This window comes from Pedobacter sp. AC379, from assembly GCF_979258145.1.
Window position 1 is genome coordinate 1,091,919 of record NZ_OZ409839.1, and the last position, 24,375, is coordinate 1,116,293.

At 39.0% G+C, this 24,375-nt stretch carries 24 protein-coding genes and 1 tRNA gene; 14 read left to right on the forward strand and 11 right to left on the reverse strand.

Translation table 11 applies throughout. The features are described 5' to 3' along the window. Positions 1 to 138: 138 nt before the first annotated feature. The 3 genes from ACZZZW_RS04850 to ACZZZW_RS04860 all read left to right on the forward strand — a co-directional run bounded on the left by ACZZZW_RS04850 (position 139) and on the right by ACZZZW_RS04860 (position 1,733). Positions 139 to 212: transfer RNA gene (locus tag ACZZZW_RS04850), tRNA-Asn, on the forward strand. A gap of 202 nt (positions 213 to 414) precedes the next feature. Then, entirely contained in the window at positions 415 to 810 is a 396-nt protein-coding gene (locus tag ACZZZW_RS04855; RefSeq protein WP_147226476.1) for a hypothetical protein, read from the forward strand. Positions 811 to 812: 2 nt separating this feature from the next. After that, complete coding sequence (locus ACZZZW_RS04860; protein ID WP_463492455.1) at positions 813 to 1,733, forward strand: IS3 family transposase; 921 nt, start codon at positions 813 to 815, stop codon at positions 1,731 to 1,733. A gap of 230 nt (positions 1,734 to 1,963) precedes the next feature. Here ACZZZW_RS04860 and ACZZZW_RS04865 read toward each other — a convergent pair whose 3' ends face one another. After that, the gene (locus ACZZZW_RS04865) at positions 1,964 to 3,310 is read right to left on the reverse strand and encodes an ISL3 family transposase (protein WP_463497717.1); all 1,347 of its coding nucleotides are present in this window, start codon (positions 3,308 to 3,310) and stop codon (positions 1,964 to 1,966) included. 76 nt (positions 3,311 to 3,386) lie between these two features. Here ACZZZW_RS04865 and ACZZZW_RS04870 point away from each other — a divergent pair. Further along, positions 3,387 to 4,459, forward strand: a protein-coding gene (locus ACZZZW_RS04870; protein ID WP_463492068.1) for an IS3 family transposase whose coding sequence is annotated in 2 segments (ribosomal slippage) — positions 3,387 to 3,648 and positions 3,648 to 4,459 — 1,074 coding nt in all. Because the reading frame shifts where the segments join, the coding sequence is not laid out codon by codon here. 8 nt (positions 4,460 to 4,467) lie between these two features. Here ACZZZW_RS04870 and ACZZZW_RS04875 read toward each other — a convergent pair. From ACZZZW_RS04875 to ACZZZW_RS04900, 6 genes are all read right to left on the reverse strand, one after another. Further along, complete coding sequence (locus ACZZZW_RS04875) at positions 4,468 to 4,779, reverse strand: transposase family protein (RefSeq protein ID WP_463492456.1); 312 nt, start codon at positions 4,777 to 4,779, stop codon at positions 4,468 to 4,470. Positions 4,780 to 5,771: 992 nt separating this feature from the next. Beyond that, positions 5,772 to 6,674, reverse strand: coding sequence for a helix-turn-helix domain-containing protein (locus ACZZZW_RS04880; protein WP_055908422.1), 903 nt, complete (start codon positions 6,672 to 6,674; stop codon positions 5,772 to 5,774). A 63-nt stretch (positions 6,675 to 6,737) separates the two neighbouring features. Then, positions 6,738 to 7,553, reverse strand: coding sequence for an SDR family NAD(P)-dependent oxidoreductase (locus ACZZZW_RS04885; protein WP_055908419.1), 816 nt, complete (start codon positions 7,551 to 7,553; stop codon positions 6,738 to 6,740). Between the two features lie 328 nt (positions 7,554 to 7,881). Next, complete coding sequence (locus ACZZZW_RS04890) at positions 7,882 to 8,265, reverse strand: tautomerase family protein (RefSeq protein ID WP_055908416.1); 384 nt, start codon at positions 8,263 to 8,265, stop codon at positions 7,882 to 7,884. A gap of 229 nt (positions 8,266 to 8,494) precedes the next feature. Further along, a complete protein-coding gene (locus tag ACZZZW_RS04895) occupies positions 8,495 to 8,833 on the reverse strand; it encodes a hypothetical protein (protein WP_055908413.1) in 339 nt (112 codons plus the stop codon). Positions 8,834 to 8,857: 24 nt separating this feature from the next. Further along, positions 8,858 to 9,649, reverse strand: a complete 792-nt coding sequence (locus ACZZZW_RS04900) for an SDR family oxidoreductase (protein WP_055908410.1) — start codon at positions 9,647 to 9,649, stop codon at positions 8,858 to 8,860. 123 nt (positions 9,650 to 9,772) lie between these two features. Between ACZZZW_RS04900 and ACZZZW_RS04905 the strand changes: the two genes are divergently transcribed. Then, entirely contained in the window at positions 9,773 to 10,165 is a 393-nt protein-coding gene (locus ACZZZW_RS04905; RefSeq protein ID WP_055908407.1) for a winged helix-turn-helix transcriptional regulator, read from the forward strand. Between the two features lie 10 nt (positions 10,166 to 10,175). On the opposite strand, the gene ACZZZW_RS04910 is transcribed toward ACZZZW_RS04905, so the two are convergent. The 3 genes from ACZZZW_RS04910 to ACZZZW_RS04920 form a co-directional block, all read right to left on the reverse strand. Continuing rightward, entirely contained in the window at positions 10,176 to 10,997 is an 822-nt protein-coding gene (locus ACZZZW_RS04910) for an SDR family NAD(P)-dependent oxidoreductase (protein ID WP_055908404.1), read from the reverse strand. A 64-nt stretch (positions 10,998 to 11,061) separates the two neighbouring features. Then, a complete protein-coding gene (locus ACZZZW_RS04915) occupies positions 11,062 to 11,280 on the reverse strand; it encodes a hypothetical protein (RefSeq protein ID WP_055908400.1) in 219 nt (72 codons plus the stop codon). A gap of 405 nt (positions 11,281 to 11,685) precedes the next feature. Next, a complete protein-coding gene (locus tag ACZZZW_RS04920) occupies positions 11,686 to 12,654 on the reverse strand; it encodes a zinc-dependent alcohol dehydrogenase family protein (protein ID WP_463492457.1) in 969 nt (322 codons plus the stop codon). 199 nt (positions 12,655 to 12,853) lie between these two features. Here ACZZZW_RS04920 and ACZZZW_RS04925 point away from each other — a divergent pair, with 199 nt between their 5' ends. From ACZZZW_RS04925 to ACZZZW_RS04935, 3 genes are all read left to right on the forward strand, one after another. Further along, positions 12,854 to 13,285 carry a winged helix-turn-helix transcriptional regulator gene (locus tag ACZZZW_RS04925; protein ID WP_055908394.1) on the forward strand — a complete coding sequence of 144 codons (432 nt, stop codon included), beginning with the start codon at positions 12,854 to 12,856 and terminating at the stop codon, positions 13,283 to 13,285. A 715-nt stretch (positions 13,286 to 14,000) separates the two neighbouring features. Further along, a complete protein-coding gene (locus tag ACZZZW_RS04930) occupies positions 14,001 to 14,579 on the forward strand; it encodes a YdeI/OmpD-associated family protein (RefSeq protein ID WP_055908393.1) in 579 nt (192 codons plus the stop codon). Between the two features lie 32 nt (positions 14,580 to 14,611). Next, entirely contained in the window at positions 14,612 to 15,187 is a 576-nt protein-coding gene (locus tag ACZZZW_RS04935; RefSeq protein ID WP_055908390.1) for a DUF4256 domain-containing protein, read from the forward strand. Here the strand turns inward: ACZZZW_RS04935 and ACZZZW_RS04940 are convergent, their stop codons facing one another. Further along, on the reverse strand, positions 15,188 to 15,688 hold the full coding sequence (locus ACZZZW_RS04940; protein WP_463492458.1) for a GNAT family N-acetyltransferase: 501 nt from the start codon (positions 15,686 to 15,688) through the stop codon (positions 15,188 to 15,190). Positions 15,689 to 16,015: 327 nt separating this feature from the next. Here ACZZZW_RS04940 and ACZZZW_RS04945 point away from each other — a divergent pair, with 327 nt between their 5' ends. The 6 genes from ACZZZW_RS04945 (at position 16,016) to ACZZZW_RS04970 (ending at position 24,366) form a co-directional block, all read left to right on the forward strand. Next, positions 16,016 to 19,267 (forward strand): TonB-dependent receptor, encoded by a 3,252-nt coding sequence (locus ACZZZW_RS04945; RefSeq protein ID WP_055908376.1) that lies wholly within the window; start codon positions 16,016 to 16,018, stop codon positions 19,265 to 19,267. A gap of 250 nt (positions 19,268 to 19,517) precedes the next feature. Beyond that, positions 19,518 to 19,676: a hypothetical protein gene (locus tag ACZZZW_RS04950; protein WP_200912295.1), complete on the forward strand. Its 159-nt coding sequence runs from the start codon at positions 19,518 to 19,520 to the stop codon at positions 19,674 to 19,676. A gap of 220 nt (positions 19,677 to 19,896) precedes the next feature. After that, positions 19,897 to 20,466 (forward strand): helix-turn-helix domain-containing protein, encoded by a 570-nt coding sequence (locus ACZZZW_RS04955; RefSeq protein WP_055908373.1) that lies wholly within the window; start codon positions 19,897 to 19,899, stop codon positions 20,464 to 20,466. Between the two features lie 91 nt (positions 20,467 to 20,557). After that, the gene (locus tag ACZZZW_RS04960) at positions 20,558 to 21,448 is read left to right on the forward strand and encodes an alkaline phosphatase (RefSeq protein ID WP_055908370.1); all 891 of its coding nucleotides are present in this window, start codon (positions 20,558 to 20,560) and stop codon (positions 21,446 to 21,448) included. Between the two features lie 201 nt (positions 21,449 to 21,649). Next, on the forward strand, positions 21,650 to 22,855 hold the full coding sequence (locus ACZZZW_RS04965) for a DUF5690 family protein (RefSeq protein ID WP_463492459.1): 1,206 nt from the start codon (positions 21,650 to 21,652) through the stop codon (positions 22,853 to 22,855). A 350-nt stretch (positions 22,856 to 23,205) separates the two neighbouring features. Then, positions 23,206 to 24,366: a TIGR03364 family FAD-dependent oxidoreductase gene (locus ACZZZW_RS04970; RefSeq protein ID WP_463492460.1), complete on the forward strand. Its 1,161-nt coding sequence runs from the start codon at positions 23,206 to 23,208 to the stop codon at positions 24,364 to 24,366. The last annotated feature ends 9 nt before the right edge of the window (positions 24,367 to 24,375 follow it).

The following is a 24,375-nucleotide window of genomic DNA, read 5'->3' on the forward strand; positions in this document are numbered from 1 at the left end:
GTGTTAATTTTTTTTTAAAATTTTTCACTGCAAATATTGCATAAATAATTTAAAAGCCCTAATATTGCATTCCCAAAACGAACAAGGCTATGTGCGCTATTAGTGTAAAAAACCTCGTTTTTAGGAAACAACCAGCACTCCTTCTTAGCTCAGCTGGTTAGAGCATCTGACTGTTAATCAGAGGGTCGCTGGTTCGAGCCCAGCAGAGGGAGCTCAGATTTTCAAGTCCGAAAATCGCAAAAAACCCCATTTCTAGCAATAGGATGGGGTTTTTGTTTGCATATAGGAATTCTTCTACCCACTCGAACACTTTCTCAATTACTGTTATTCGTCAAGTTTTACACTAATAAATGTCAAACTTTTCGAAAAACCTTTTGTCTCGTCCTGCTATAGCTTGTCATTAAAAACTGAAAAATGGCAACAAAAAGCAAAGACAAAACAAAAATTGCAACTAGAAAACCTTGGGGACGGTTAAGCGATGATCTGAAAGAGAAAATCATTTGCGAGATCAAATCCGGTATGCTCAGTCAGCGAGCAGCTGGACGCAAATATGGCTTACCTTCAAGTACCATTGGCAAATGGATGGAGAAACATAATTTGGCTATCTTAGTCCATTCTAAAACATCTTATGAACTTTCAGCGATGGACGAAAACCAAGAGACAAAACTTCTTAAGAAAAAGATCGATGAGCTAACAAAAGCTTTGGCTGATGCCCAGCTGAGAAATGTTGGATTAGAGACTATGATTGAGGTTGCGGAAAGCGAACTTAAGATCAATATTAGAAAAAAGCGTGGTACCAAACGGTCTTAAGGATGCGGCAAAAACTACCGGATAAGCGTCTGGTTGAACTTTGTGCACTGTTTGGTGTAAGCCGCCAGGCTTATTATCTGGCGCAGAAAACAGCGATCAAAACTGATATTTCCCACATGGTGGTATTGGCCTTGGTGGCTGAATTCCGTACAGCAGTTCCATTTTTGGGAACAGGGAAACTGCTATACATGCTTTCTCCGGAAATGGAAAAGCATAATATAAAGATGGGGAGAGACCAGCTTTATGATCTTTTGAGATTTCATGGACTACTTATACGGCGGAGGAAACGTTCCGTAAGGACTACTGACTCTAACCACTCTCTAAAAAGATACCCGAATCTCATAAAACATATGATGCTCTCTGCCCCGGAACAACTATGGGTAAGTGACATAACCTATATTCGTACGCAGGATGGCTTTAGCTATCTAAGCCTGATCACAGATGCCTATTCCAGAAAGATTGTAGGGTTTGCACTCCATCCGAACCTTGAAGCTACCGGCTGTATTATCGCTCTGGAGATGGCTATCAACGGGAGGAAAAAAGACTCACCGTTCATATTGGTTCATCATTCGGACCGGGGGATACAATATTGTTCTAAAAGCTATACTGAGCTTCTTAACAGTGACAGAATTGCAATAAGTATGACTGAAAGTGGTAGTCCCTATGATAATGCTTTAGCCGAACGTGTTAATGGAATAGTGAAAAATGAGTTCTTCCCAAAAAAGATATATAAGGATCATAAAGAAGCTAAAAAGAGCATTGAAATCATTATCAAAAACTATAACGATAAAAGGCCCCACGGTAGTCTGGACTATCTTACACCTAGCAAAGCCCATGATATGTCTGGTGAGATAAGCAAGCGTTGGAAACACTATCCTTATAAAAAAAAGGGCATGCAAGAGGAGTCGCAGGAGACCGTCTGAAAATACAATCAGAAAAAACCCACAGCAATTCTTTTATTAATAAATTACAAATTGTACAATTGTAAAGTAATATCAGAATTAACACAAAAGTGGTGTAAACTAATTCCAGTATTACCACCCAGAAGATGTAAACTAATTCTAGTATTATAACTCAAAAACGACAAGTAAAATCAGGACGAGTCATTTACATGGGGGTTCCGCTAAAAGTGGTTCTTCCCCACTTTTGGTGGTTATGTGGGTTTCAGCACTAATCTTTTTCTGAGCAAATCAAAGCTGGCCCTGCCATACATTTGCCGTTTGATAGTCTTTAGCTTATTTACATTGCCTTCTACTGGGCCATTGCTCCAAGGCAAGCTGATCGCGTTTTTGATAGACTGATAATCCCTTAACAGGCCATTCGCAAAAGTTGCCATCTCGCTAATCCCTGAGTGCAGTACATTCTCTATCCAGCCCTGGAGTTGATTTCCCAACTTGTTTTCCATAAGATTTCGGAAATCTCTTACCAATACCAAGGCGTGTTCTAAGCCACATGATGATTTACATAATTTGTCTATTAGCTTTTTCTGCGTTGCGGTAAGCCTGTTTTCCGAGGTCAGGAATAGCATTGCAGCATTAGAAGGCTTAAAGAATGAGCCTGAGTGCTGTGGCGTTTTTGGATTCCTGGCTTTTTTTCCGATGCGAATGCCATAATAAGCTAAGGCTTCAGAGAGTGTGCTGTACCCTCCCGGATAACCCATTTGCCGTAACTCACTCCATAATGTTTTCAAATAAAGTCCATCATCTTCTTCCATTCGCTTTTTAATATAATTGAAGTAGTTCTCGATCATCCCCCTGTCTTTGTAGGATTTACGGACTAAATTTTCCGTCAACATGTATTTTCTAACGGTTTCCCTATGCATGCCCAATTGTCTTGCAATTGCCTTTATTGATAAACCTTCTGCCTGTAATTTCTTCATCTCATCAAACCGTCGCCTTATAATCCCCGTTGTGGCCAATTCTTTTTCTCTTATAGGTAATTCGTCAGGTATTTCAACTAGGCTTTCCTCAATCCTCGGCGCTAATGACCTAGTTAATCTGGCATATTCACGGGTCATCATTTTGGTGAGCGCCTCACCGAGGTTTTTTAGCAAATGCCAGCGATCGGCCACCTGTATCGCCTGAGGTGCACCTTTAGTCGCCGCACGCTTGTATTTGCCATAACGATCCCTAGTTATTACTTCAAGTTTTGGCTGTTTCTCTAACCAGGTAATTAAACTCTCTTCTTCTCTGTCGGGTAGCAAATCGACAACTCTTCTTGTTGTTAAATCTACCAGAATGCTGCCATATCTTTCACGCTTTTTGTAGGCCCAATCATCAACGCCTATAGCTGTAAAAACACCTGGGGCAGGTAAAGGAGCTCTATTGATAAGTCTCAGCAAAGTAGTATCGCTGACTGGTATTGAAAAATGACAACATATTCTTTCTGCAGGTTTGCCACCCAATTCTAAAGCAGTATTAAATAGTTTATCTTCCAGGCGCTTTGTTGTCCGCTTGCATGCTTGGAAATGATTTTCATAGCGTTGTGCACTTCCCCAAATTCAGACCAGTTAAAAGTATAATTCTAGACCGAGCGCAGCGAGGCTATTAGAAAAACTATTAATTTTAATTGGCAATATGAAAAGAATCAAGTTTACGGAATCCCAGATTGTAAAGGCAATCAAGGAACATGAGAATGGCAAGAATGTGCACGATCTCTGCAGAGAGTTAGGAATAAGTACAGCAGCCTTTTACAAATGGCGCCAGAGATATGGCGGAATGGAAGTAAAAGAGTTGTCAAAACTTAAGGCATTGGAGGAAGAAAATGCACGTTTAAAGAAAATGTATGCTAATCTTAGCCTCGTGCATGAAGTTTTCAAGGAGGCTGTAGAAAAAAAGCTTTAACGCCTGACGAAAAAAGGGATTTAGTGGATGAAATGGTAAAAAGGATAAGCCATCGTCAGGCCTGTAAATGCGTTGGATTGAACCGCAGCAAACATTATTATCAACATAAACGACGGGATGATAGTGAAGTAGTTGATGCGCTTTCACTTCTTGTTGAAAAGCACGTCTCCATAGGCTTCTGGCAGTGTTACTACCGATTGCGTCGAAAAGGGCTTAAATGGAACCATAAAAAGATTTATAGGATTTATACATCAATGAGGCTTAATATCCGCCGCAGGGCAAAAAAGAGGCTGCCAGAAAGAGTCAAAAAGCCTTTGTCTGTACCAGAAACTATAAATGAGGTATGGTCCATGGATTTTATGAGCGATGCGCTTTGGAATGGAAGGAAATTTAGGTTGTTGAACATCGCTGATGATTACAACAGAGAGATGCTAGCTATGGAGATAGATTATTCACTGCCGTCCTTGCGGGTTATCAGAGCGTTGGATGAGTTGAAACAATATAGGGCACTTCCAAAAAAAATAAGAATGGATAATGGGCCGGAGTTCATCTCGCATAAGTTGGATGAATGGGCAAAGGAAAACAATGTTGAACTAGTTTTTATTCAGCCAGGAGAGCCAACACAGAACGCGTATATTGAAAGATTGAATGGAAGCATCAGAAGAGAATTGCTAAATGCATACATATTTCACTCCCTGGATGATGTAAGGGAGAAAGTAGAGGAATGGATGATGGATTACAATTACCATCGACCACATCAAGCATTGAACTTCAAATCTCCTGTAGATTTATTACAGGAAATTTGAGGACAAAATTATACTTTTGAATGGTCTGAAAAACAGGGGAGCCTACAGCGTTCTGTAAAAATTTTAAGTGGACACTCGTCCGTTAGACAATAATATTTACGGGATTTCAGAAAGATCCTGCAAGACTTTCCAAAGGTGGGCAAGTCATTAAATTTCCTCGTGTAATAACTATGTAATTTGGCGGACGGCTCACAGCAATTCGGACATAAACATATTTTCTGCCGGCTTTGAACGTATATATTTATCTGATCAGTCTGATTGTCCACCGAAATAATCTTAAATGTATCAGCAGAAGAGAAAATTAGATTCGCAAGGTTCATTAATTTCTAACGAACATTAGCCATCAATTATCATAAGTACCACCAAAAGTGGGGAAGAACCTAAAAGTGGCCACTGGTTTTCATCCATCGTGGCCATCTTTTTCGGCCTATATTGTTCACTAGATTTCGCTCGAAAGTGGCCACTCGGCTCATTTTAAGCGGTTTTAAGCTTCTGAAAAGCGGGGCTGGGCTCAATGATTGTTTCGCCTAGAGAAACCGAAATGGAGATGTTCTAATGGCCTTAAAATCCAAAATTACATTTCTTATTCTGATGTGTTTTTAAACATGGGCTGATTTGTCTCAAATTCTGTCCTGGAAGGCCGTTTTTCTTGCAAAACCATCTTCTGTGGAGGATTGAGAGAACAGATGTAGGAAAGATAGATTGGGAAATGAAGGTAAGGAATCTGGGAAGATTGGATATATTTGGCTCAGTCTTTACGATTCCATCAAGACCGGATGGTAAAAAGCGGGGTGTACAGTTTGGAATGAAAACTGGTGCACACTTTTAGCGAAATCCCCACTCTTGCATTGCCTTGTAATCATTGTCCACACTTTCATTTCTTTCTCTGGAGTAATATGGCTTATCTCAGGCAACTGTGATTAACATAGCACGACCTCTTATCGCATCAAATCGGTCGCAGTGTTCTAAAACAAGAATGATTAAGTTCCTATCATCATTTTCTTTGCTCACCATATTGTGTATCCATTATGTCTTCAAGGTCATACGAATGCCTAGACTATCCATCTATTCTAATTTTTTGAGATTACAATTAAACCTTCGTTTTTTTGTAATCCAAATTATCAAAAATTCATCATCAAAACCTAAAATTTTGGTTTGAATAATGGAATGGGTTTATGATAATCGGCAAAAAGAAAAAGAGATATTGAATGCTTATCTGGAACGGTTTACTTTCCTTAAAGGCATCGGCATTTGCTCACAATCGATTATCAGAAAAAGAAGGCTTTTTTTTCAAAATACTTGCCTGATAATATTAATTAAGCCCAAACTTTCCTTCTTTGAACTGGACCGGTGTAATACCGCTTTTCTTTTTAAATAATCGGGAGAAATATGGTGGGTTTTCAAAGCCTAGTTGGTAAGCCGTTTCTGATATAGAATTATTAGTAGCTAACAAGATGTTTTTAGCTTTGTCTATCAAAAATATATGAATATGGTCAAGGGCTGTCTTACCCGTCTCCACTTTCAGTTGATCGGTTAGGTAACGTGTAGATATGGCCAGTCGCGATGCCATGTACCCAACCGTGGGTAAGCCTTCTGTGATCAGTTTACCGCTTTCCTGATATTCCCTCATAATCAAGTTAAATCTGGTGATCAGACTTCCCTCATAATCCGCCCGATTAATGAACTGACGTTTATAGAATCGCTGAGAGTATTTTAAAATAGAATCGATGTGCGTTATGATGATCTCTTTGCTGAATTCGTCCTGGTTATTATGGTATTCCGACTGGATTTTACCATAAAGTTCCCAGATGTTTTTTTCTTCAGCTACCGATAAGTGTAGGGCCTCACTAACTTCATAATCAAAGAAACTATACTTGCTTATTTCAGAATGTAATTTTGTGTTCAACAAATAATCTTCATGTATTAATATTAGAAAACCTTTCTCTGATAATACCAAATCCGCAAACTCAATGATTTGCCTAGGTCTTACATAGATCATCGAACCATTATCATTATCATACTTTCTGCGTCCGTACCGAAAATTGCCGGAAACGAATTTTTTGAAACTGATCAGATAAAAATCCCCACTAAACTTGTTTTTTCCCAGCGAACTGCTCCTATAATCCTGGCAGGTCATGATGCTTAACAAAGGGTTTTCAGGCCGCTGAATTCCGCTGTCATCATGTAAGGCGTTCAATGTTGTATAGTGCTTCATATGCATGTTATAAAATGACGAAAGCCAAACGAATGTCATTTGGTCTTTCGTTACAAAAACCGGTTACTTTTGGGCAGCAATGGAAAATTCCTTCCAAGCTTCCCATTCCGCAAGGCGTTTGGCATAAACCTCTGATGCAAAGGTATAACCTACTTTACCAAAAAATACACGAAGCGGAGGATTTTTCGTATTCACGATCTCTAAAATAGCAGGTATGGTCGCTAATGGATCACCCATCGTGTCTTCGTTAAAACCTGCAAGGACTGCATTTTTTACATCATCATAAATGTCGATAGACCCACTGTGCAGAGCCGAATCACCCCCAAAATCAGTTGTGTAGGCGTTAGGCTCAATAAGGGTAGTGTTGATGCCCAGGTGATTCACTTCCCCAGACAATGCTTCTATGATGGCTTCCAAGGCAAACTTCGTTGCATTATAGATGCTCATAGTAGGAATGCTAACAATTCCCAGTAAGCTGGATAATTGTATAATGTGACCGCTCCGCTGTGCTCGCATAATCGGTAGCGCAGCTTGTATAATCCAAAGTGAGCCATATACATTTGTTTCGAACTGATTCTTTACATCAACTTCATTCACTTCTTCTACCGCACCAAAAAGGCCGAATCCGGCATTGTTGATCACTACATCCAGTTGTCCAAAAGTTTCTTTAGCAAAGTTTACCACTTCGATACATTGCGTCCTGTTTTTGACGTCCAACTGAAGCGGCAATACCATATTGCCAAATTCTAACACGAGGTCCTCTAGGTCGGCCAAATTTCTTGCGGTTGCCACTACCTTGTTACCCGCTTCCAGGAACGCTTTTGCCCAGAGTTTCCCGAAGCCTCTGGAGGCTCCGGTGATTAAGATTACTTTACTCATCTGTTTATTTATTTTATGATTCAAAGTTGCATCAGTCGTGGCCTTTTCGACTTATACAGATGTATCCATTTCAGATACAAAAAAACGGTAGTGGCAAAAGGTCAAAACTGCCCGATGAAAGGATTTTGCCATAAATCAAACGAAACCACAATATTGAAATCAATGAAAACCTAATTCGTCATAAGCAAAGCATGGAGAAAACGAACAGGAAGAAGGAATGTAGAGACAAACATCGAATGGTATAAACCTACTAAATACAAAGAGGCTGCATCATCTAATTGGATACAGCCTCTTCATTAATTAAAAGATTCAAACAATAACGGCAATATCAATTTTTATTGGCTGAGATTCCGCTACCGAAAGAATAATCCTCGGCAGTTGAATGAGAATCAAAAATGATCATCACATCTTCAGGACGAACACCTGGAGATTTTGACAAATGTTCCACTATCGATTTAAAAGCTGCATCTTTTTCTTCGGTTCTCCTTGCATTCGATTTAACTTCCACAAGTATAAAATCATCAGATCTCGGGCCTCCACGATAATGTCTGTCATAGATAAATGCCCCTGGTTCTAACTGCAAAAATCTCTGGAACAAATCATTCGGCGGCAACATATAGGATTCAAGTAATGCGTTATTGATACTACCGGAAACCTGCTCAATATATTGTTGAGGTTTTCCTTTTGTTAAAGTTACTGTTACTAATGGCATCTTTTTTTTGTAAAAATCCTCTGACTGTATTGTCACAGGACATGCACCTGCATATCCAAATATATTAAATAAGAAGTATTATTATAATACTACTTTTGCAAATGACATTGCTTGTACAAATACAGTTGATAACAGTATAGAGTGGTTGAATATTACGTCGATAACCAACTTTATAACTCGTGATTATGTTATAAATCACAGTTACAGAAAGATCAAACCGATCTACCTATTATGATGCTATCGATAGATAAGAGATAAGATTATCCTGAATTATAATATTATATTTTAATTGAATTGGGCTTCCTTTGAAATTTCCAGATACCTTTAGTGTAAGAACATCCCCAGCATCTGTATGCTCAAAGCTTATTGGCTCGTTTTGCGTATTGTATTCGCTATTGGTTTGTTCATTCCATGCTTTAATTTCTTGGGATCCTTTATGGTGTTTTCCTTCATCAAACACCTCTGCCTGATCCATGAAACAGGCTACAAACGCTGTGCTGTCATGCTCATTCTGACTGTTGATCAATGCGGTAATTATTGGTGGCAATTCTAAATTCTTGATTTCCATATTTTATTATTTTTTTAATTGAAATTAAATTGTTGGTAATGTACCTCCGTCGATGACAAACTCTGTCCCGGTAAGGTAAGACGCTCTGGGGGAAACGAGGAATCCAACCAACTCTGCCACTTCTTCTGGCTCGGCAGGTCTGCCCATGGGAATTCCACCTAAAGAATCCATCACCCCTTGTGTTGCTTCTTCTATTGTTACACCTGAACTTTCTGCTAAGCGTTCCATCATTCTAATTGCAGAAGTGGTTTTAATCCATCCCGGAGACACTGTAAGTACTCTTACTCCTTTAGATGCGAGTTCATTAGACAAGCCCTTACTGTAATTTATTAATGCTGCTTTTGCGGCAGCATATGGCAAAGTTGAATCATATAATGGCAGCTTCCCTTGTATAGAAGCAATATGAATGATGCAACCTGACGCTTTTTTCAGCATTGAAGGTAAAAGGCCCCTATCAAGTCTAACAGGTGCAAAAAAATTAGTTTGCAGCGTTTGCTCCCAATGCTCATCTGTTAATACGCTAAATCCGCCCCCGGGTGTTTCAGAACCGCCCATATTGTTAATTAGAATATCTACCCCTCCAAACAGTGATTTAATTTTTTCTAATACTTGGTTTGTACCAACTACTGTACTAAGATCCGCGGCGATAAATGTGAAGGCATCATTTATCTTTTCGGGATGATTACGCGCCGTGACGATAACTTTTGCTCCCGCCTTGACAAGTCGCTCTGCGATTGCCTGTCCCGCACCTTTTGTACCACCTGTAACCAAAGCGATTTTTCCTGCTAATTCGTTGTTATGATTATAATTTTCCATTTTCTTGTTTTTATAAGGCAAAATTGGAGGATAAGCGCGGGTGAAACAAGTACGGAAAAACGATTCAATAGGGACAAATTTATCCGTATAGACATTCTTGAAGATATGTTTTACCTTTGCAATATGGCATATAAGAAAAAAATACAACCATCACTTAACTGCGGTCTGGACGTATTGGGAGAGGTTCTTTACGGGAAATGGAAAATACGTCTTCTATACTTTATTAATCAGGGTCATAAACGGCCAGGCGAATTACAGCGCCAAATCCTAGATGCATCAAGGCGAGTCTTAAATATGCAACTGAATGAGCTGGAGGCACATGAATTGGTGACCAAGAAGATTTTCCCTCAGTTACCTCCTAAAGTTGAATATTCTTTAACGACCATGGGTGAAAGTTTAATGCCAATAATTAATGCCCTTGGGCAATGGGGAGACGCCCATCAGGAAAAGTTAAGTGCAGTAATTAGGCAAGCAGCCATAAATGAAACCAAAGTAATATTGATAAAAACAGAATGATGCTGCAGTATTAATGAAAACCGTGGGCCCTTATGGCAACTTCTTTCCAGTCTTCAAACTCAGCAATACGTGCCGAATAAACATCTTTTACTGCCGCGTAGGCATTTTTCCCCAATAAAAAATGTAAAGGTGGGTTATCGCTGTCAATGAGCTGTAGAAAAGCTGACACAGTGTTTTCAGGTGTCCCATAGGTATCAGGAGTTAGTGAATCTTCAAATTCTTTTTTACCCAGAGAATAAATTTCTTGAGGCTCTGTGTGAACTGAAGATATAGTAGCCCAATCAGTTGAATAGCCATTTGGCTCTATTATGCTGACTTTTATTCCAAAAGCTTTAGTTTCGCTAGCAAGGGTTTCACTCAAACCATTAACTGCATATTTTGAAGCATTATACAAACCAAGAAATGGAATAGTAATTAAACCCAGGAAGCTGGAAACCTGGACAATGTGTCCACTTTGCTGGGCTCTCATTATTGGTAAAACTGCCTGCGTAATCCAAAGTAGACCAAAAAAATTAGTTTGCATTTGGTTGCGTGCCTGCTGCTCCGTAGTTTCTTCAACAGCTCCGAACAAACCAAAACCCGCATTATTGACCACAACATCAATACGTCCAAAATGATCTTTAACTTGTTGAACAGCGGCAAAACACGCTTTCCGATCATCCACGTTAAGTTCAATTGGAAACACTGCACTTCCAAATTCCGTCACCAGGTCATTTAAATCCTGAAGCTTTCTCGCTGTTACAGCAACTTTATCACCACGCTGTAGAAGAGCCTTTGCCCATAATTTACCGAATCCTCTTGAGGCCCCGGTTATTAATATAATTTTTACCATTTCGTTTTATTTGATTGATAGTTTTAAGTTCTTCTTTCAGTAGTAAGTGGAATAGGGCAATTTGCTACAAGTTCAATGCTAAATTCGAATAATGGCTGCCAATGATCTCTACAGAAAGATTTGGGTGCCTTAACTGCGCACTATCCATAGCCTGTCTCCAGGCTTCTTCCGGTTCATTACAATCTAGCTCAGCGACTATAGCAAAATTTATAGCAACTTTTTGGTCTAAGACCCGAAAAACTTTTTCATTTATCCCTAACGGACATCTGTTATTATTTTTCATTTTGATTTTTAAGAGAGAAGGATTAATAAAGCCTCCTCTCTTTTAATTAAATTATTAGTCATAACTGGCCCTACCTCGACGGTATCTCTCTGCCTGGTTAGAGAATAATGGAAGAGTTTGTCGAAAACTAAAAGCGTTTTCAAATTACTAAGCTTGTAATATCAGTCTTCAGCGAGAATTCATTCAGACATTATAATAAAACTCCGAGGATTCTACACACCAATAGCATCATTTCCCTTTTGCGGCAAAATCCGTCCTGTGCTAAAGAAATATTCGCGCATGCCAGTTTCAGATCAATATTACGACTACACTTTGCTGAATGTCAATCTTAAACATTTATTTTTCACAGCTAATTAATTCGTTAATAAATAACCTGTTCCCAAACTATTGTTTTTTTGATTCTGATTATAAAGTAAAGTCAAGCAAGACTTTTTCGCCTTTGATAGAATGTTCTACAGCTTCGCTAAAGGCACTTAGCGGATAGCAAGCTGCTATAGGCACATTGATGGAGCCGGATGCCATTAATGAATCGGTTTCCCGGGCAGCGGCATCTAGCTTTGGAAGAAATTCAGACAAATACATCCAGAAACCATGGATTTTTAAACGTTTAACAATAAGATCTACCTGGCTTACCACTAAAGGTTGTCCGCTTAAGACAGCATAAGCTACCAGATGACCTCCCTGTCCAAGAATTTGGGCTAATATTGCAGAGGATTTTCCGCCTACCCCATCAAGACCCAGCTTAATATTAGCACCGCCAGTAGCCTCTTTTACTTCTTGTACAACAGTTTCACTTTCTACTACAACAACATCCGCACCTGCCTGACGGGCAGCCTCAACAGCCTCAGGTCGCCTAACAATTGCAACGCATTTAATACCCCGTGCCTTAGCGAATGTGAAAATTACATTAGCTATACTTGAGTTTCCTGCATTTAAAACTATCCAATCACCTTGTTCTAGCTTGGCATATTCATCAAGTAATAGTATAGCTGTAGGTGGATTGATTGATGCCATTGCAGCTTGTTTGGGATCAGATGTCAAAGATAATGCAAACAATTTTTCAGCTGGAGCTTTAACAAATTCTGCCCAGGCATATGTACCAAAAGGTAATACAACCCTATCGCCAACTTTAAGATGATCTACATCTGGGCCGATCTCAGTGATTACGCCTACACCTTCACCACCGATCACGGCAGGCAATTCAGGCTGCACAAAGTAAACACCCTTAGCCACCATCAGGTCGCTAAAGTTAACTGGGCTATATTCCATTTTAATGATCACCTCACCTGAATTGGGTGCAGTGGGTGTAGGGATTTCTACTAGTTTCAAATTTTCTATCGGATTTCCAATAGCTGTTAGGTGAATTGCTTTCATGATTTTTTAATTAATAATAATTGAGTTCATTACAAAGTCATAATTTGTCACTTGATAAAATGATGTTACATATTAGCGAATGCAGATACTGCAACTTTTTTATTGGCAACATTTATGTGTACATTTGTGGTATTATTTCGATACCACAAACATAAACACAAAGTAGTATTAAAAATGTACTACTTAATTTAATGACATTATGAAAACAATTGGAAGCAGATCGACATGTCCTGTAGGCTACACACTGGACGTTTTTGGAGATAAATGGACTTTGTTATTATTGAGAGATATGATTTTTGGAGACAAAAATTCCTGGCTCGAATGGAGGGCTTCTGACGAACACATTGCGCCCTCGGTTTTATCAGACAGAGTCAGTTTACTATTGGATGAGAATTATTTGATCAAAAAGGTTTCTGAAAGCAATGCTTCCAAGTTTCTTTATTATTTGACGGATAAAGGGCTTGACCTGATACCGCTGATGGTAGAACTGATGGAGTTCGGATGTAAATACAATCCAAAAGGCGGATCAGCATACTGGATGAAGAAGATCGAAGCCAGCAAAAAGAAAACTATTCAAGAGCTATATGAGAAAATGCTTGCTGCCCGTAGAGAGGCTTTTCCCGTAACTTAAAGTAATTTAAGATGTAGTATGGTGTACACAACCTTTCAAAGTAAAACGGTAAAATTCAAGGTATCAAATTACTAATCATTTGAAAAGGGTATAGTGATCTATGTCATTGATCAGCTATTTAAAAGTCTAAATCTGCATCACTGCTAATCGTTTGCTATCATCTTTCCTGAAAGAGTAGTCAAAGCAATATCAAATCGCAAGTAGCGAGGCTTAGAACCAAAATTTAATTATGGTAAAAGTTAAGGAATTGGGAAATTATGTGCAAAAAGAAATTCTTATCTTCATAAAAAAAACCGTTACAAATACATTACAAAATTTCTTTGATAGGTTGTAACTAATTGGCAAACATATTGTTAGCAATGGGCGGCGTCCGTCTGTTAATCAGAGGGTCGCTGGTTCGAGCCCAGCAGAGGGAGCCAAAAAGCCAACTTTCGAGTTGGCTTTTTTCATTTAAGGCTGGCGAGAAGTTCTTCGACTCCGCTCAGACTGACAATTATCAATTAAGCCATCGCGTATTATAAAATAACCGCAGCTTTGATAATATCAGGGCACGATAGAAAAATATAAGCTCATATAACCTTTCTTATATCTTTAGAAAGTTTTTTGAATTGCTGTAGTAATTCCTAAATTTAAATTAACTAATAGAATGGGCATATAATATCCTGTTATTTTAGACCAGCATATATAAAAGATTGTTCCTGCTAATTATAACCCGATGAATGCTAAAGTTGATTTTTATTTTAACAAAGCCAAAAAATGGCAAGAGGCGGTTATTATATTAAGAACAATTGCCCTTGATTGCGGACTTAACGAAGAATTAAAGTGGGGCTGTCCATGTTACACGTTCGAAGGAAGCAATATTGTTTTAATACACGATTTTAAAGAATACTGTGCTTTTTTGTTTTTTAAAGGTGCTTTATTGAAGGATGAAAATGGCATATTGATCCAGCAGACGGAGAATGTGCAATCGGCAAGGCAAATTAGGTTTACCAGTACATTGGAAATAATCGAGTTAAAACCTGTTTTAAAAACCTATATCTATGAAGCAATTGAAGTAGAAAAGGCTGGATTAAAGGTAGAATTGAAAAAAACTACAGAATATGAAATTCCGGTAGAGTTTCAAAGTAAATTAAACAGTATGCCAGATTTAAAAACTGCATTTGAGGCATTAACACCCGGACGGCAAAGGGCTTACCTATTACATTTTTGTGCACCTAAACAAGCCAAAACCCGCGAGAACAGAGTTGAGAAATACCTGCCGCATATTTTAAATGGAAAAGGGCTGAATGACTAACTCTGGTGATTACACAATTTTTTACCCAAGTTATGAATGAAATAAAGACCAATAAAAAAGAGTTATCGTTCGAACAGACCGAAGCGCTCATGCAAACCTTAAAAAACCGTTTTGAAAAAAATATGAACAGGCATAAAGGTATGCAATGGAGCAATGTGCAGCAAAAACTCGAAGCCAATCCGCAAAAGTTGTGGGTACTTGATGATATGGAAATAACTGGAGGTGAACCTGATGTAGTCGCTTATGATAACGCCACAGGCGAATATGTTTTTTTCGATTGTGCTGCAGAAAGTCCCAAAGGCCGCAGGAGTGTTTGCTACGATTTGGAAGGTTTAGAATCCAGAAAAGAACATCAGCCGGCTGATAATGCAATTGATATGGCCGCGGCTATGGGTATTGAACTTTTAAATGAAGAGCAGTACAGGGCTTTGCAGCAATTGGGAGCGTTTGATGTGAAAACATCAAGCTGGATTGTTACCCCTCCTGAAATTAGAAAACTCGGCGGAGCGTTATTTGCCGACCGACGTTATAATCATGTTTTTGTATACCACAATGGTGCGCAATCATACTATGCCGCCAGAGGTTTCCGCGGTTCGTTAAGGGTTTAATTACAAAAGCTTTTCATAGCAAAAAAATCGTAGTCCTGGGCGTTTGGCAAGACTGATTTCGCCGCTAAACTGATAGCCAAGTTTAGGAAAAAGTGCTTGAGTGGCTTTGTTTTCGCTATTCGTATCAACCCTTAAAATGGTAATATCTGATGATTTAGCCACAACTTCGGCCTGCATCATTAACGCTTTGGCAATGCCCATTCCCTGGCAATCGGGATCTACTGCTAAACGGTGCGTAACAATGGCTTTATCATTAATATTCCATCCCGCATCGGCATATTCCGGATCCTGATCTGTTGTAATGGCCGAAACCCCAACAATCTGCTCTTCCAGCTCGGCAACCCATAACTGATTTATGGTAATATCGGCGGTAAATACTTCAGGATTCGGATAATCATTTCCCCATTGAAAATTTCCGGCAGCCTGCATCAACGGCACAACCTTGCTTACCAACTGCATTATTTGTGGTATATCTTGTTTTTTAGCTAATCTAATTGTCATTATTGCAAAGGTAATACATAAGGTTTATTGGTTCAATAGCGAGTTGCTTATCTGAGTGGAACAGTTAATTTTTTTAAAATCAGTTAACTGGTAACAGAAAACCGCCAACTGAAAACTGCAAACTTCATCAAATCTTCATCTTTGACTTTGATATTTGAGCATATTGCTCTAAATCTTATTCCTGCCCGAAACCGGGCTGTTAAGGAATTGTTTTCCTATTATTTATTTTCCGTTTTTATATTGTTAACACAAGGTTAAACTTAATCTGATGTTAATATTGAATTAACATTAAGGCTGTTGTTTTGTACCAAAATAAAATAACAGAAAATGAAATCACGTATACTATCCCTGGTAAGTATCCTTGTGCTACTGGTCACATTTGCTCAGGCGCAGGTTACAACATCCAGCATTAACGGAAAGATTAAGGATAACAAAGGCATCATCCCTGGGGCAACCATCGTTATGGTGCACGTTCCAACAGGTACAGTATCAAAAGGTTCGTCGAACGAAAACGGCCTATACCGCATCGGCAATTTAAATCCCGGCGGACCATACAAAATCACGGTAACCTTTGTTGGTTATAGTCCGGTTGTTAAAGAAAATATATACTTAACCCTGGGTGCTGATGTTAAATTGGATATCGATCTTCAGGAGCAAGGCAACCAATTGGCAGAGGTAAGTGTTAAAGGTCAAAAAGGCGGAACAAAATCTGGCGCAGGTACCAGTATTGGCGAAGGGCAGATAAAAACCTTACCAACCATGAACCGCAGTTTGCAGGATGTAACAAGAGTTACCCCTCAAGGCAGTAAAGACAATACCTTTGGCGGTACCAATTTTAGGTACAATAACGTAACCATTGATGGTGCGATTAATAATGATGCCATCGGTTTTAGTCCCTCATTGGGTGGGCAGAGCGGAAGTTCGGGCATGCCTGGAAGCAGTACACGTACCAATCCCGTTTCGCTTGATGCCATTCAGGATGTTACCGTTTTGCTTTCTCCTTACGATGTTAAAGTGGGTAACTTTTTAGGCGGTAGTATTAATGCGGTAACGCGTGGCGGTACAAATGAAGTGGTAGGATCGGTTTATGGCTATGGCCGTAATGCTTCGTTAATCGGCAGGAATAAAATTGGCGATAACAGCAAAGAGCCTTCTGCTTTCCACGATTATCAAACTGGTTTCCGTGTAGGCTTTCCAATCATTAAAGATAAATTGTTTTTCTTCACCAATGAGGAGATTACCCGCCGTCAGGATCCGGTAATTTTAGGTGCAGGATCATCGGATATGAAATTGCTTACCTTAACTGAGGCGCAGCAGATTTCTGACCGTATGAAAACCGCTTACGGCATTGATGCAGGTTCGTTTGGCAACTACAATATCTATTCACAATCGAACAAATTCTTTAACCGTTTAGATTGGAATATCAGCGAAAGCACGCAGTTGACCATTAGAAACAATACCATCATTTCGAAAGCCACAAACTTAGAAAGAGATCAGTCTAACTTTAGGTTTGGTGGTATCGATTTTAGGCAGAACAACAATCAAACTTCAACAGTTGCCGACCTTAAAACACGTTTCGGAAATTCAGCTACAAATAACTTAATTGTAGGTTATTCTACCGTTCACGATTACCGTGATCCACTATCTAACCCAGCTGTACCGCAAATCGAAATTGCTTCCAACGGTGGAACGTTGTTTCTAGGTACCGACCGTGAGGCCAGTATCTTTAACATGAAACAAAACACTTTCGAGTTTACCGATAACTATACTTACAGCAGCGGTAACCATACTTTTACCGTAGGTACACACAACGAGTTCTATAAAATTAACTATGGTTTTGTAAACTCATGGAACGGCCGTGTAGCTTATAGCAGTGTTGCAGATTTTCTGGCCAATCAGCCAAACAGGGTACGTACAAGTTATAATTATGATGACAATACCCGCGATAACATTATTGCCAACCCAACTGCAGAATTTAATGTGAACATGTACAGCGTTTATGGTCAGGATGAAATCCGCATAGGCGACCGTTTTAAATTAACTCCAGGTTTACGTTTCGATATGGCAAACTTACCAGATATGCCTTCGTTAAGTTCAAAAACCACAAACTCTCCGGTTGATGCCAATTACGGAACAACTTATACGTATACACAACCCTCGTCAATTACTGGAAAATTTTTAAATAAAATTCAGATTTCTCCGCGTGTAGGTTTTAATTTCGATGTATTGGGTAACCAAAGTTTGGTAATGCGCGGTGGTACAGGTTTATTTACCAGCCGTGTTCCTTTTGCATGGATTGGTTATGCATATTACAACAATGGTGTAAACTATGGTGCATTTGATAAATCGTATGTTTATACCAATTCAGATCCAACCAAAATTGTGAAACCTGCAGCAGGTTCAGACCCGATTAAAGATGCTTTAACTGGTAATGGCGAAGCAGGTTATGTAACCAACCAAGGTGTTAATGTTAAAGATGCCAAAGGTGCAACACAGGTAGATTTGGTTGATAATAACTTTAAAATGCCAAAAGCATGGAGAAGTAATTTAGCTTTCGATTATAAAACTGACGATCAGTGGAAATTTACCGTTGAAGGAATTTTTAGCCAGGTAATCAAAGATGTGCAGTTTCAACAGATCAACTATGTAGATAACCCTACTTACATGGTTTACGATACGCAAAAACAACAGCCAATTTACTCAGGTACCAAAATTAATCCATTGTACACCAATGCCTATCTTTTATCTAATACCGATAAAGGATATAAATACAGTTTAACCGCTCAGGTAAGTAAATCGCTTCCTATTGGTTTGGATATGATGGTGGCTTATACCTACGGAAGATCGAAAGATATTGCGAATGGTATCCGTAACTCTATGGAATCTAACTGGCAGTTAAACCAGGCCCTTAGTCCAAATAATCCAGGTTTGGCTTATTCTAACTTCGATATCCGCAACAGAATTATCTCTACCATCAACTACAGGTTAGATTGGGCTAAAAATGGTAAATATGTATCTAACTTCTCGTTATTTTTTAGTGGTCAATCGGGTTCACCATATTCATTGGGCTTAGTGAATACGAGAATCAATGGAACCGGACAAACGGTAAGTTTAATGTATGTGCCAGCTGTAGGCCAAACACAGAAATTCTTTGCCAATACACCTGATGGTATTGCACAAGCTTCGGCGTTCGATAACTACATTAATGGTGATAAATATTTAAGTAGCCGCCGAGGTGATTTTACCGAGCGTAACGGTGCACGTACCCCTTGGAATGTTCAGGCTGATTTCCGTTTCTCTCAGGATATTGAGGTGGCTAAAGGAAAACACCCGCATGTACTTACTTTAACTTATGATATTGTTAACCTAACCAATTTGGTAAACAAGGATTGGGGAATTCAATATTTTTCTCCTAATACGTATAACTCTATGGCCAGTATGGGTATTAAGGTTCAAACGGCAGGTACACCAACGGCCTATCCGGTATATACCTTCGCTCAAAAAGATGTAACCTCTTATTCGAAAGATTTCTTTGCATCACGTTACCAGATGCAATTGGGATTGAGATATAGCTTCTAATCTTTTTTTAACTAATATATAGCGGTCTGGCCTCCAAAAGGTCAGGCCGTTTTTTTTGTCAGTGGTCGCTCGTCACCCTGAATTTATTTCAGGGTCTGTCATGCAAAGAAGATGAATAAATCCGATAGCTATCGGATAACATAACTTATGTTTTTAGTTAAAGACAATTAAACCTTTCCCGTGCTCGGCCCGTCAAAATGATACACACAGCATAAAGCTCGAATTATTTTTTCACTAAAAAGGTTAGGTTATGAAAAAGATTGTAAATGCATTGCTCTTATTGGTTATGGCAGTTAATTTTAGTGCATGCGTGGTAAGTGCACGTGCACCACGCGCCCATTGGGTACCCGGCCATTATATTGTTGGCCCTTATGGTGGCCGTCATTGGGTAAAGGGCCATTACCGATAATAAGTAAATTAATCAGATCAATTTGGTTTGCACCTGTCACATTGAGCCTGTCGAAACAATTTAAATAATTTTAAGTATTTCCATCGGCAGGCTCATGGTGATAAATCTAAATTTGACGCTTCGCCCTCAAAAAAAATGTGTTTAAACGTAACTAATGCGATGGTTGGAATCAGATTGTAGGAATAAAATAATACATTAGCGTCATTAATACACTTTTAACATGCAGGAAGAAATTCTTTTACAAATAAGCGTTAAAATTAAGGAAAGACGCAAAGAACTTGGCATTACCGTTCAGGAACTTGCAGATAAGGCAGAAGTAAGTAAAGGCCTTATTTCTCAGATCGAAAATAGCAGAACCATCCCATCTTTAATGGTTTTGATGGATATAATCAAAAGCTTGCAAATTGATTTGAACAGTTTTTTTAAGGATATCAACTTCCATAAAAAAGATGCCCCTGTACTGGTAAAGCGAAAAGAACAATATCAGAAATTTGAAAAAGAACAAGCCGTTGGCTTTAACTATTCGCGTATCTTAACCAAGAACATTAAATTTTCTACAGCAGATTTTGTATTGCTTGAGCTTGAGGTAAACGCCCAACGCCCAATGGTTAAAACTGAAGCTTTCGAATTTAAATATATGATTGAAGGCAGGGTTGAATATCAATTTGCAAAAAAGAAAATCGTTTTAGAAAAGGGTGATTCAATGCTTTTTGATGGAAGGCTTTCGCATACTCCTGTAAATGTTGGCGATACCAAAGCTTTAATGCTCGTGGTATATTTCTTCGAGTAGCAATTTAGTAAACAATGTTTATAAATACTTAACAAATATTTACCTTCATGTTCATAAACCATTCCTAGTTTTGGGTGGTAAAATTATGAATATGAAAAAAATTTTAAAAAGTATTGTTTTGTTGCTCTGCGTAGCCGTTTTGGCACAGGCTCAGCCAAAAAAAGTTAAACATGTTGTATTAATCGGTTGCGATGGCTTTGGGGGTTATGCCCTGCAGGAAGCAAATATGCCCAACCTTAAAGCACTAATGGCAAATGGCTCGTGGACAGATAAGGCACGTTGTGTATTGCCATCATCAAGTGCGGTAAACTGGGCTTCTTTATTAATGGGCGCAGGGCCTACTGAGCATGGCTACACTGAATGGAATAGTAAAGTGCCAGAAATTCCTTCCATAACCAAAACTTCTTATGGTTTATTTCCCGGAATATTCAGCGTAATCAGGGATCAGAAAAAGCAGGCTAAAACAGCTATAATTTACAGTTGGAATGGGATCGGTTACCTGTTTGAAAAAGAAGCTGTAAATATTATCGTAGATGGGAAGGAAAAGGACGATTTCTGCGCAGACACTGCTGCGGCCATTATCAAAAGAGAAAAACCCTATTTTACTTTCCTACATTTTGATGAGCCTGATGAAACCGGCCATTCTATCGGTCATCGTACACCAGCCTATTACAAACAGCTCGAACTGGTAGATCAGCGTATTGGAAAAATTGTTAAGGCAGTTAATGATGCTGGTATTGCCGGAGAAACTGTTATCTTAGTTACCGCAGATCATGGTGGTACAGGTAAAGGACATGGCGGAAAATCACTTGATGAAGTGCAGATTCCATGGATTATTACAGGGCCTGGCGTACAAAAAAACCACGAGTTAAAAGATGCCATTATTACCTATGATACTGCCGCTACATTAGCCTGGCTAATGGGGTTAACTGCGCCGCAAAGTTGGAGGGGAAAACCAGTGTTGGTAGCTTTTGGTAAATAATTTTTGCCAACGTTTTTAAACTTAACAATTTAATAACTTTGACTTTGTTTACAAATAATAAACATTGTTTACTATTGTTTAAATTATAATAGCTATGTTAATTAAGTTTGTAAAGTTTTATAGCATGGGCAAAACCTTCGGTGCAGCAAATACAGCTGACAAGTATATAAGTGTGCAATATTGGAAATCGTTAAGCTAAAGATGAATTTACTTCAAATTGCCCGCAAAAAAGCATTAAACTGGCCATATTGGTTAATTACAGTGCTTGGTGGCGTTGCAGCCTTTGGCTGTTATACCAGTATGTATGCTTTCAGAAAAGCATTCGCATCAGCCACTTTTGAGAACCGCGCCAGAAGCATTATTTTTTTAATTGTTTTTTCGTGGCTTGCACTGCTTGGCTTTGCCCTTGTACCTGCACCTTACAATATTGTATTTCTTTTCCTAAATGGTTTCCCGCTCGGGATGATCTGGGGCCTGGTATTCAGTTACCTCGAAGGTAGAAAAACCACTGAGTTTATGGGAGCGTTAATGTCGATCAGTTTAATCTTTGCCTCAGGTTTTGTAAAAACTGTGGCACGTACATTAATGAGTTTTGCAGCCGTAAGTGATTATTGGATGCCTTTCCTTACCGGTTTGGTTTTTTTGCTTCCCTTGTTCCTTTTTGTATTTTGTTTGGAGGTTATTCCACCGCCTTCAGCAGAAGATCAGGCTTTGCGTACAAAGCGGGTACCGATGGATGCAAAACAACGGAAAGCTTTTATCACCGCTTTTTTGCCGGGTATTATTTTAACCATTATCATTTATGTACTGCTTACCTGCATCCGCGACATGCGCGATAATTTTGAAGTTGAGATATGGAATGGTTTGGGTATACACAACAACCACATTTATACGCAGATAGATACCTTAATATCGGTTGTGGTATTGGTAATGATGGGACTTTTAATTCTCATTAAAGATAACCTTAAAGCCTTTACCGTAATACACATCATGATTATTGCAGGTTGCTTATTAATTGGGGTAAGTACATTCTTTTTTGACCGTGGATATATTGGTCCGGTAAGTTGGATGGCTTTGCTTGGTATGGGGCTTTATATGGCTTATATACCTTATAATGCCATTTTTTTTGAGCGGATGATCGCCAATTTTCATTACAAAAGCAATATCGGTTTCATTATGTATGTGGCTGATTCTATTGGTTATGTAGGAAGCTTTTCGGTGCTGATGTTACATGAATTTGGAGGAACCAATACCAGCTGGATGCATTTCTTTAAACAGTGTTTGTTTGCTGTGCCGCTAATTGGTGGGGTATGCAGCGTACTTTCATTGATTTATTTTAGAAGGAAAACATTGGCTACCAATAAAAAGATGCAAGCTGCAGGAAGCGTGGTTTTAACGGGGAAATAAAAAAAGTTTTGACTGCTTTTTGCCATTTATCGTCATTTCGAGAAGGCTTTTTCAGCCGACGGAGCAATCTTTATAGTGGCCGTAAAGCATGAAAGATTGCTTCGTTGTTCCACCAGCAATAACGGCTTTTCTATTTGGAGTTTGTTAATGGTAACTGAGCGCAACGAAGTTGAGGCGGCTTTTATAAACAGTATCGTCATTCCTAACCCGATAGCTATCGGTCGATTGGGAATCGTAACGTAATAGGCTTAAGATTCCCGCCTGAGCGGGAATGGCGAATAATTTTTAAAATATTTTAACATCGATGAAGATGCTATTTAAAGCATCTCGCACAAAAACATAAACAAAAAATGAATAAACATTTCGATCTTATTGTAATTGGAGGAGGAATTTTAGGAACATTTCATGCTTACCATGCTTTACTTTCTGGCAAAACGGTATTGCAGCTCGAAAAAGATAATTTTCCGGTAGGTGCTACAGTACGCAACTTCGGCCAGGTAGTGCCATCAGGTATGGAAGCCGAATGGTTTGAGTATGGTGTTGCAGGCCTGGAAATTTATAAATCCATTCAAAAAGAATTTGATATCTCTGTGCAGCAAAATGGAAGTGTATATATCGCTTCCGATCCTGATGAACAGACACTGATCCATGAGCTTAAAGCACATTACGATACGATAGGTTACGAAACAGAGCTGCTTAGTCAGGAAGCTGTTTTAAAAAAATATCCTGCTATAAAAGCTTCCTATGCTAAAGAAGCCATTTTTTTTCCTCAGGAAATTAGTGTTGCGCCAGATCAAATGATTTACCGACTGCATACCTATATGCAAACCAAGTTTAAAAACTACACACTTCAATACAATAGCCCAGTTACAGCCTGCGAAAGCAAAGGAACCGGTGTAGAGGTTGGTTTAAGAAATAAAACAGCACTTTTTACAGCAGAAAAGGCCATTATTTGCAATGGTTATGAATTTAAACTCCTTTACCCTGAGTTATTTAGCGAAAGTGGAATTGTGGTGAGTAAATTACAGATGATGCGCAGCATCCCTATGCCTAGTGTAGCTTTGGAAGGTAATATTTTAACAGGGCTCACCACCAGGCGTTACGAAAGTTTCGAGCACTATTGCCCTTCTTTTAAAAGCATTAAAACTCCTGAGCATTACGAAGAACTGAAAAAATGGGGCATCCATATGTTGTTTAAAAAAGCAGCTGATAATACCATTATCATTGGCGATTCACATGTATATGCAGATGTAAACCATTTTGATGATCTTGGTTTTGATTTAAGCCATTACATAAATGAGCTCATGTTGGAAGAAGCGGCGCGTATTGTTGATTTTGATGTGCGGAAGCTCCAAACCACCTGGGCAGGATTTTACCCCCAACACCCCACAAAGCACATTGTAACTTATGATATCGACGACCGCATCCACATTCGCACCGCTATTGGCGGTAAAGGAATGACGGCTAGTGCAGGTTACGCTGCTGAAAGCATTAAGAAAATACTTAGTTAACAAATACTA

Excerpts from the sequence above, each read along its gene's own strand:
- ACZZZW_RS04855 (WP_147226476.1), top strand. The coding sequence starts at position 415 with ATGGCAACAAAAAGCAAAGACAAAACAAAAATTGCAACTAGAAAACCT.
- ACZZZW_RS04860 (WP_463492455.1), top strand. The coding sequence starts at position 813 with ATGCGGCAAAAACTACCGGATAAGCGTCTGGTTGAACTTTGTGCACTG.
- ACZZZW_RS04875 (WP_463492456.1), bottom strand. The coding sequence starts at position 4,779 with ATGAACCTTGCGAATCTAATTTTCTCTTCTGCTGATACATTTAAGATT.
- ACZZZW_RS04880 (WP_055908422.1), bottom strand. The coding sequence starts at position 6,674 with ATGAAGCACTATACAACATTGAACGCCTTACATGATGACAGCGGAATT.
- ACZZZW_RS04885 (WP_055908419.1), bottom strand. The coding sequence starts at position 7,553 with ATGAGTAAAGTAATCTTAATCACCGGAGCCTCCAGAGGCTTCGGGAAA.
- ACZZZW_RS04890 (WP_055908416.1), bottom strand. The coding sequence starts at position 8,265 with ATGCCATTAGTAACAGTAACTTTAACAAAAGGAAAACCTCAACAATAT.
- ACZZZW_RS04895 (WP_055908413.1), bottom strand. The coding sequence starts at position 8,833 with ATGGAAATCAAGAATTTAGAATTGCCACCAATAATTACCGCATTGATC.
- ACZZZW_RS04900 (WP_055908410.1), bottom strand. The coding sequence starts at position 9,649 with ATGGAAAATTATAATCATAACAACGAATTAGCAGGAAAAATCGCTTTG.
- ACZZZW_RS04905 (WP_055908407.1), top strand. The coding sequence starts at position 9,773 with ATGGCATATAAGAAAAAAATACAACCATCACTTAACTGCGGTCTGGAC.
- ACZZZW_RS04910 (WP_055908404.1), bottom strand. The coding sequence starts at position 10,997 with ATGGTAAAAATTATATTAATAACCGGGGCCTCAAGAGGATTCGGTAAA.
- ACZZZW_RS04915 (WP_055908400.1), bottom strand. The coding sequence starts at position 11,280 with ATGAAAAATAATAACAGATGTCCGTTAGGGATAAATGAAAAAGTTTTT.
- ACZZZW_RS04920 (WP_463492457.1), bottom strand. The coding sequence starts at position 12,654 with ATGAAAGCAATTCACCTAACAGCTATTGGAAATCCGATAGAAAATTTG.
- ACZZZW_RS04925 (WP_055908394.1), top strand. The coding sequence starts at position 12,854 with ATGAAAACAATTGGAAGCAGATCGACATGTCCTGTAGGCTACACACTG.
- ACZZZW_RS04930 (WP_055908393.1), top strand. The coding sequence starts at position 14,001 with ATGAATGCTAAAGTTGATTTTTATTTTAACAAAGCCAAAAAATGGCAA.
- ACZZZW_RS04935 (WP_055908390.1), top strand. The coding sequence starts at position 14,612 with ATGAATGAAATAAAGACCAATAAAAAAGAGTTATCGTTCGAACAGACC.
- ACZZZW_RS04940 (WP_463492458.1), bottom strand. The coding sequence starts at position 15,688 with ATGACAATTAGATTAGCTAAAAAACAAGATATACCACAAATAATGCAG.
- ACZZZW_RS04945 (WP_055908376.1), top strand. The coding sequence starts at position 16,016 with ATGAAATCACGTATACTATCCCTGGTAAGTATCCTTGTGCTACTGGTC.
- ACZZZW_RS04950 (WP_200912295.1), top strand. The coding sequence starts at position 19,518 with ATGAAAAAGATTGTAAATGCATTGCTCTTATTGGTTATGGCAGTTAAT.
- ACZZZW_RS04955 (WP_055908373.1), top strand. The coding sequence starts at position 19,897 with ATGCAGGAAGAAATTCTTTTACAAATAAGCGTTAAAATTAAGGAAAGA.
- ACZZZW_RS04960 (WP_055908370.1), top strand. The coding sequence starts at position 20,558 with ATGAAAAAAATTTTAAAAAGTATTGTTTTGTTGCTCTGCGTAGCCGTT.
- ACZZZW_RS04965 (WP_463492459.1), top strand. The coding sequence starts at position 21,650 with ATGAATTTACTTCAAATTGCCCGCAAAAAAGCATTAAACTGGCCATAT.
- ACZZZW_RS04970 (WP_463492460.1), top strand. The coding sequence starts at position 23,206 with ATGAATAAACATTTCGATCTTATTGTAATTGGAGGAGGAATTTTAGGA.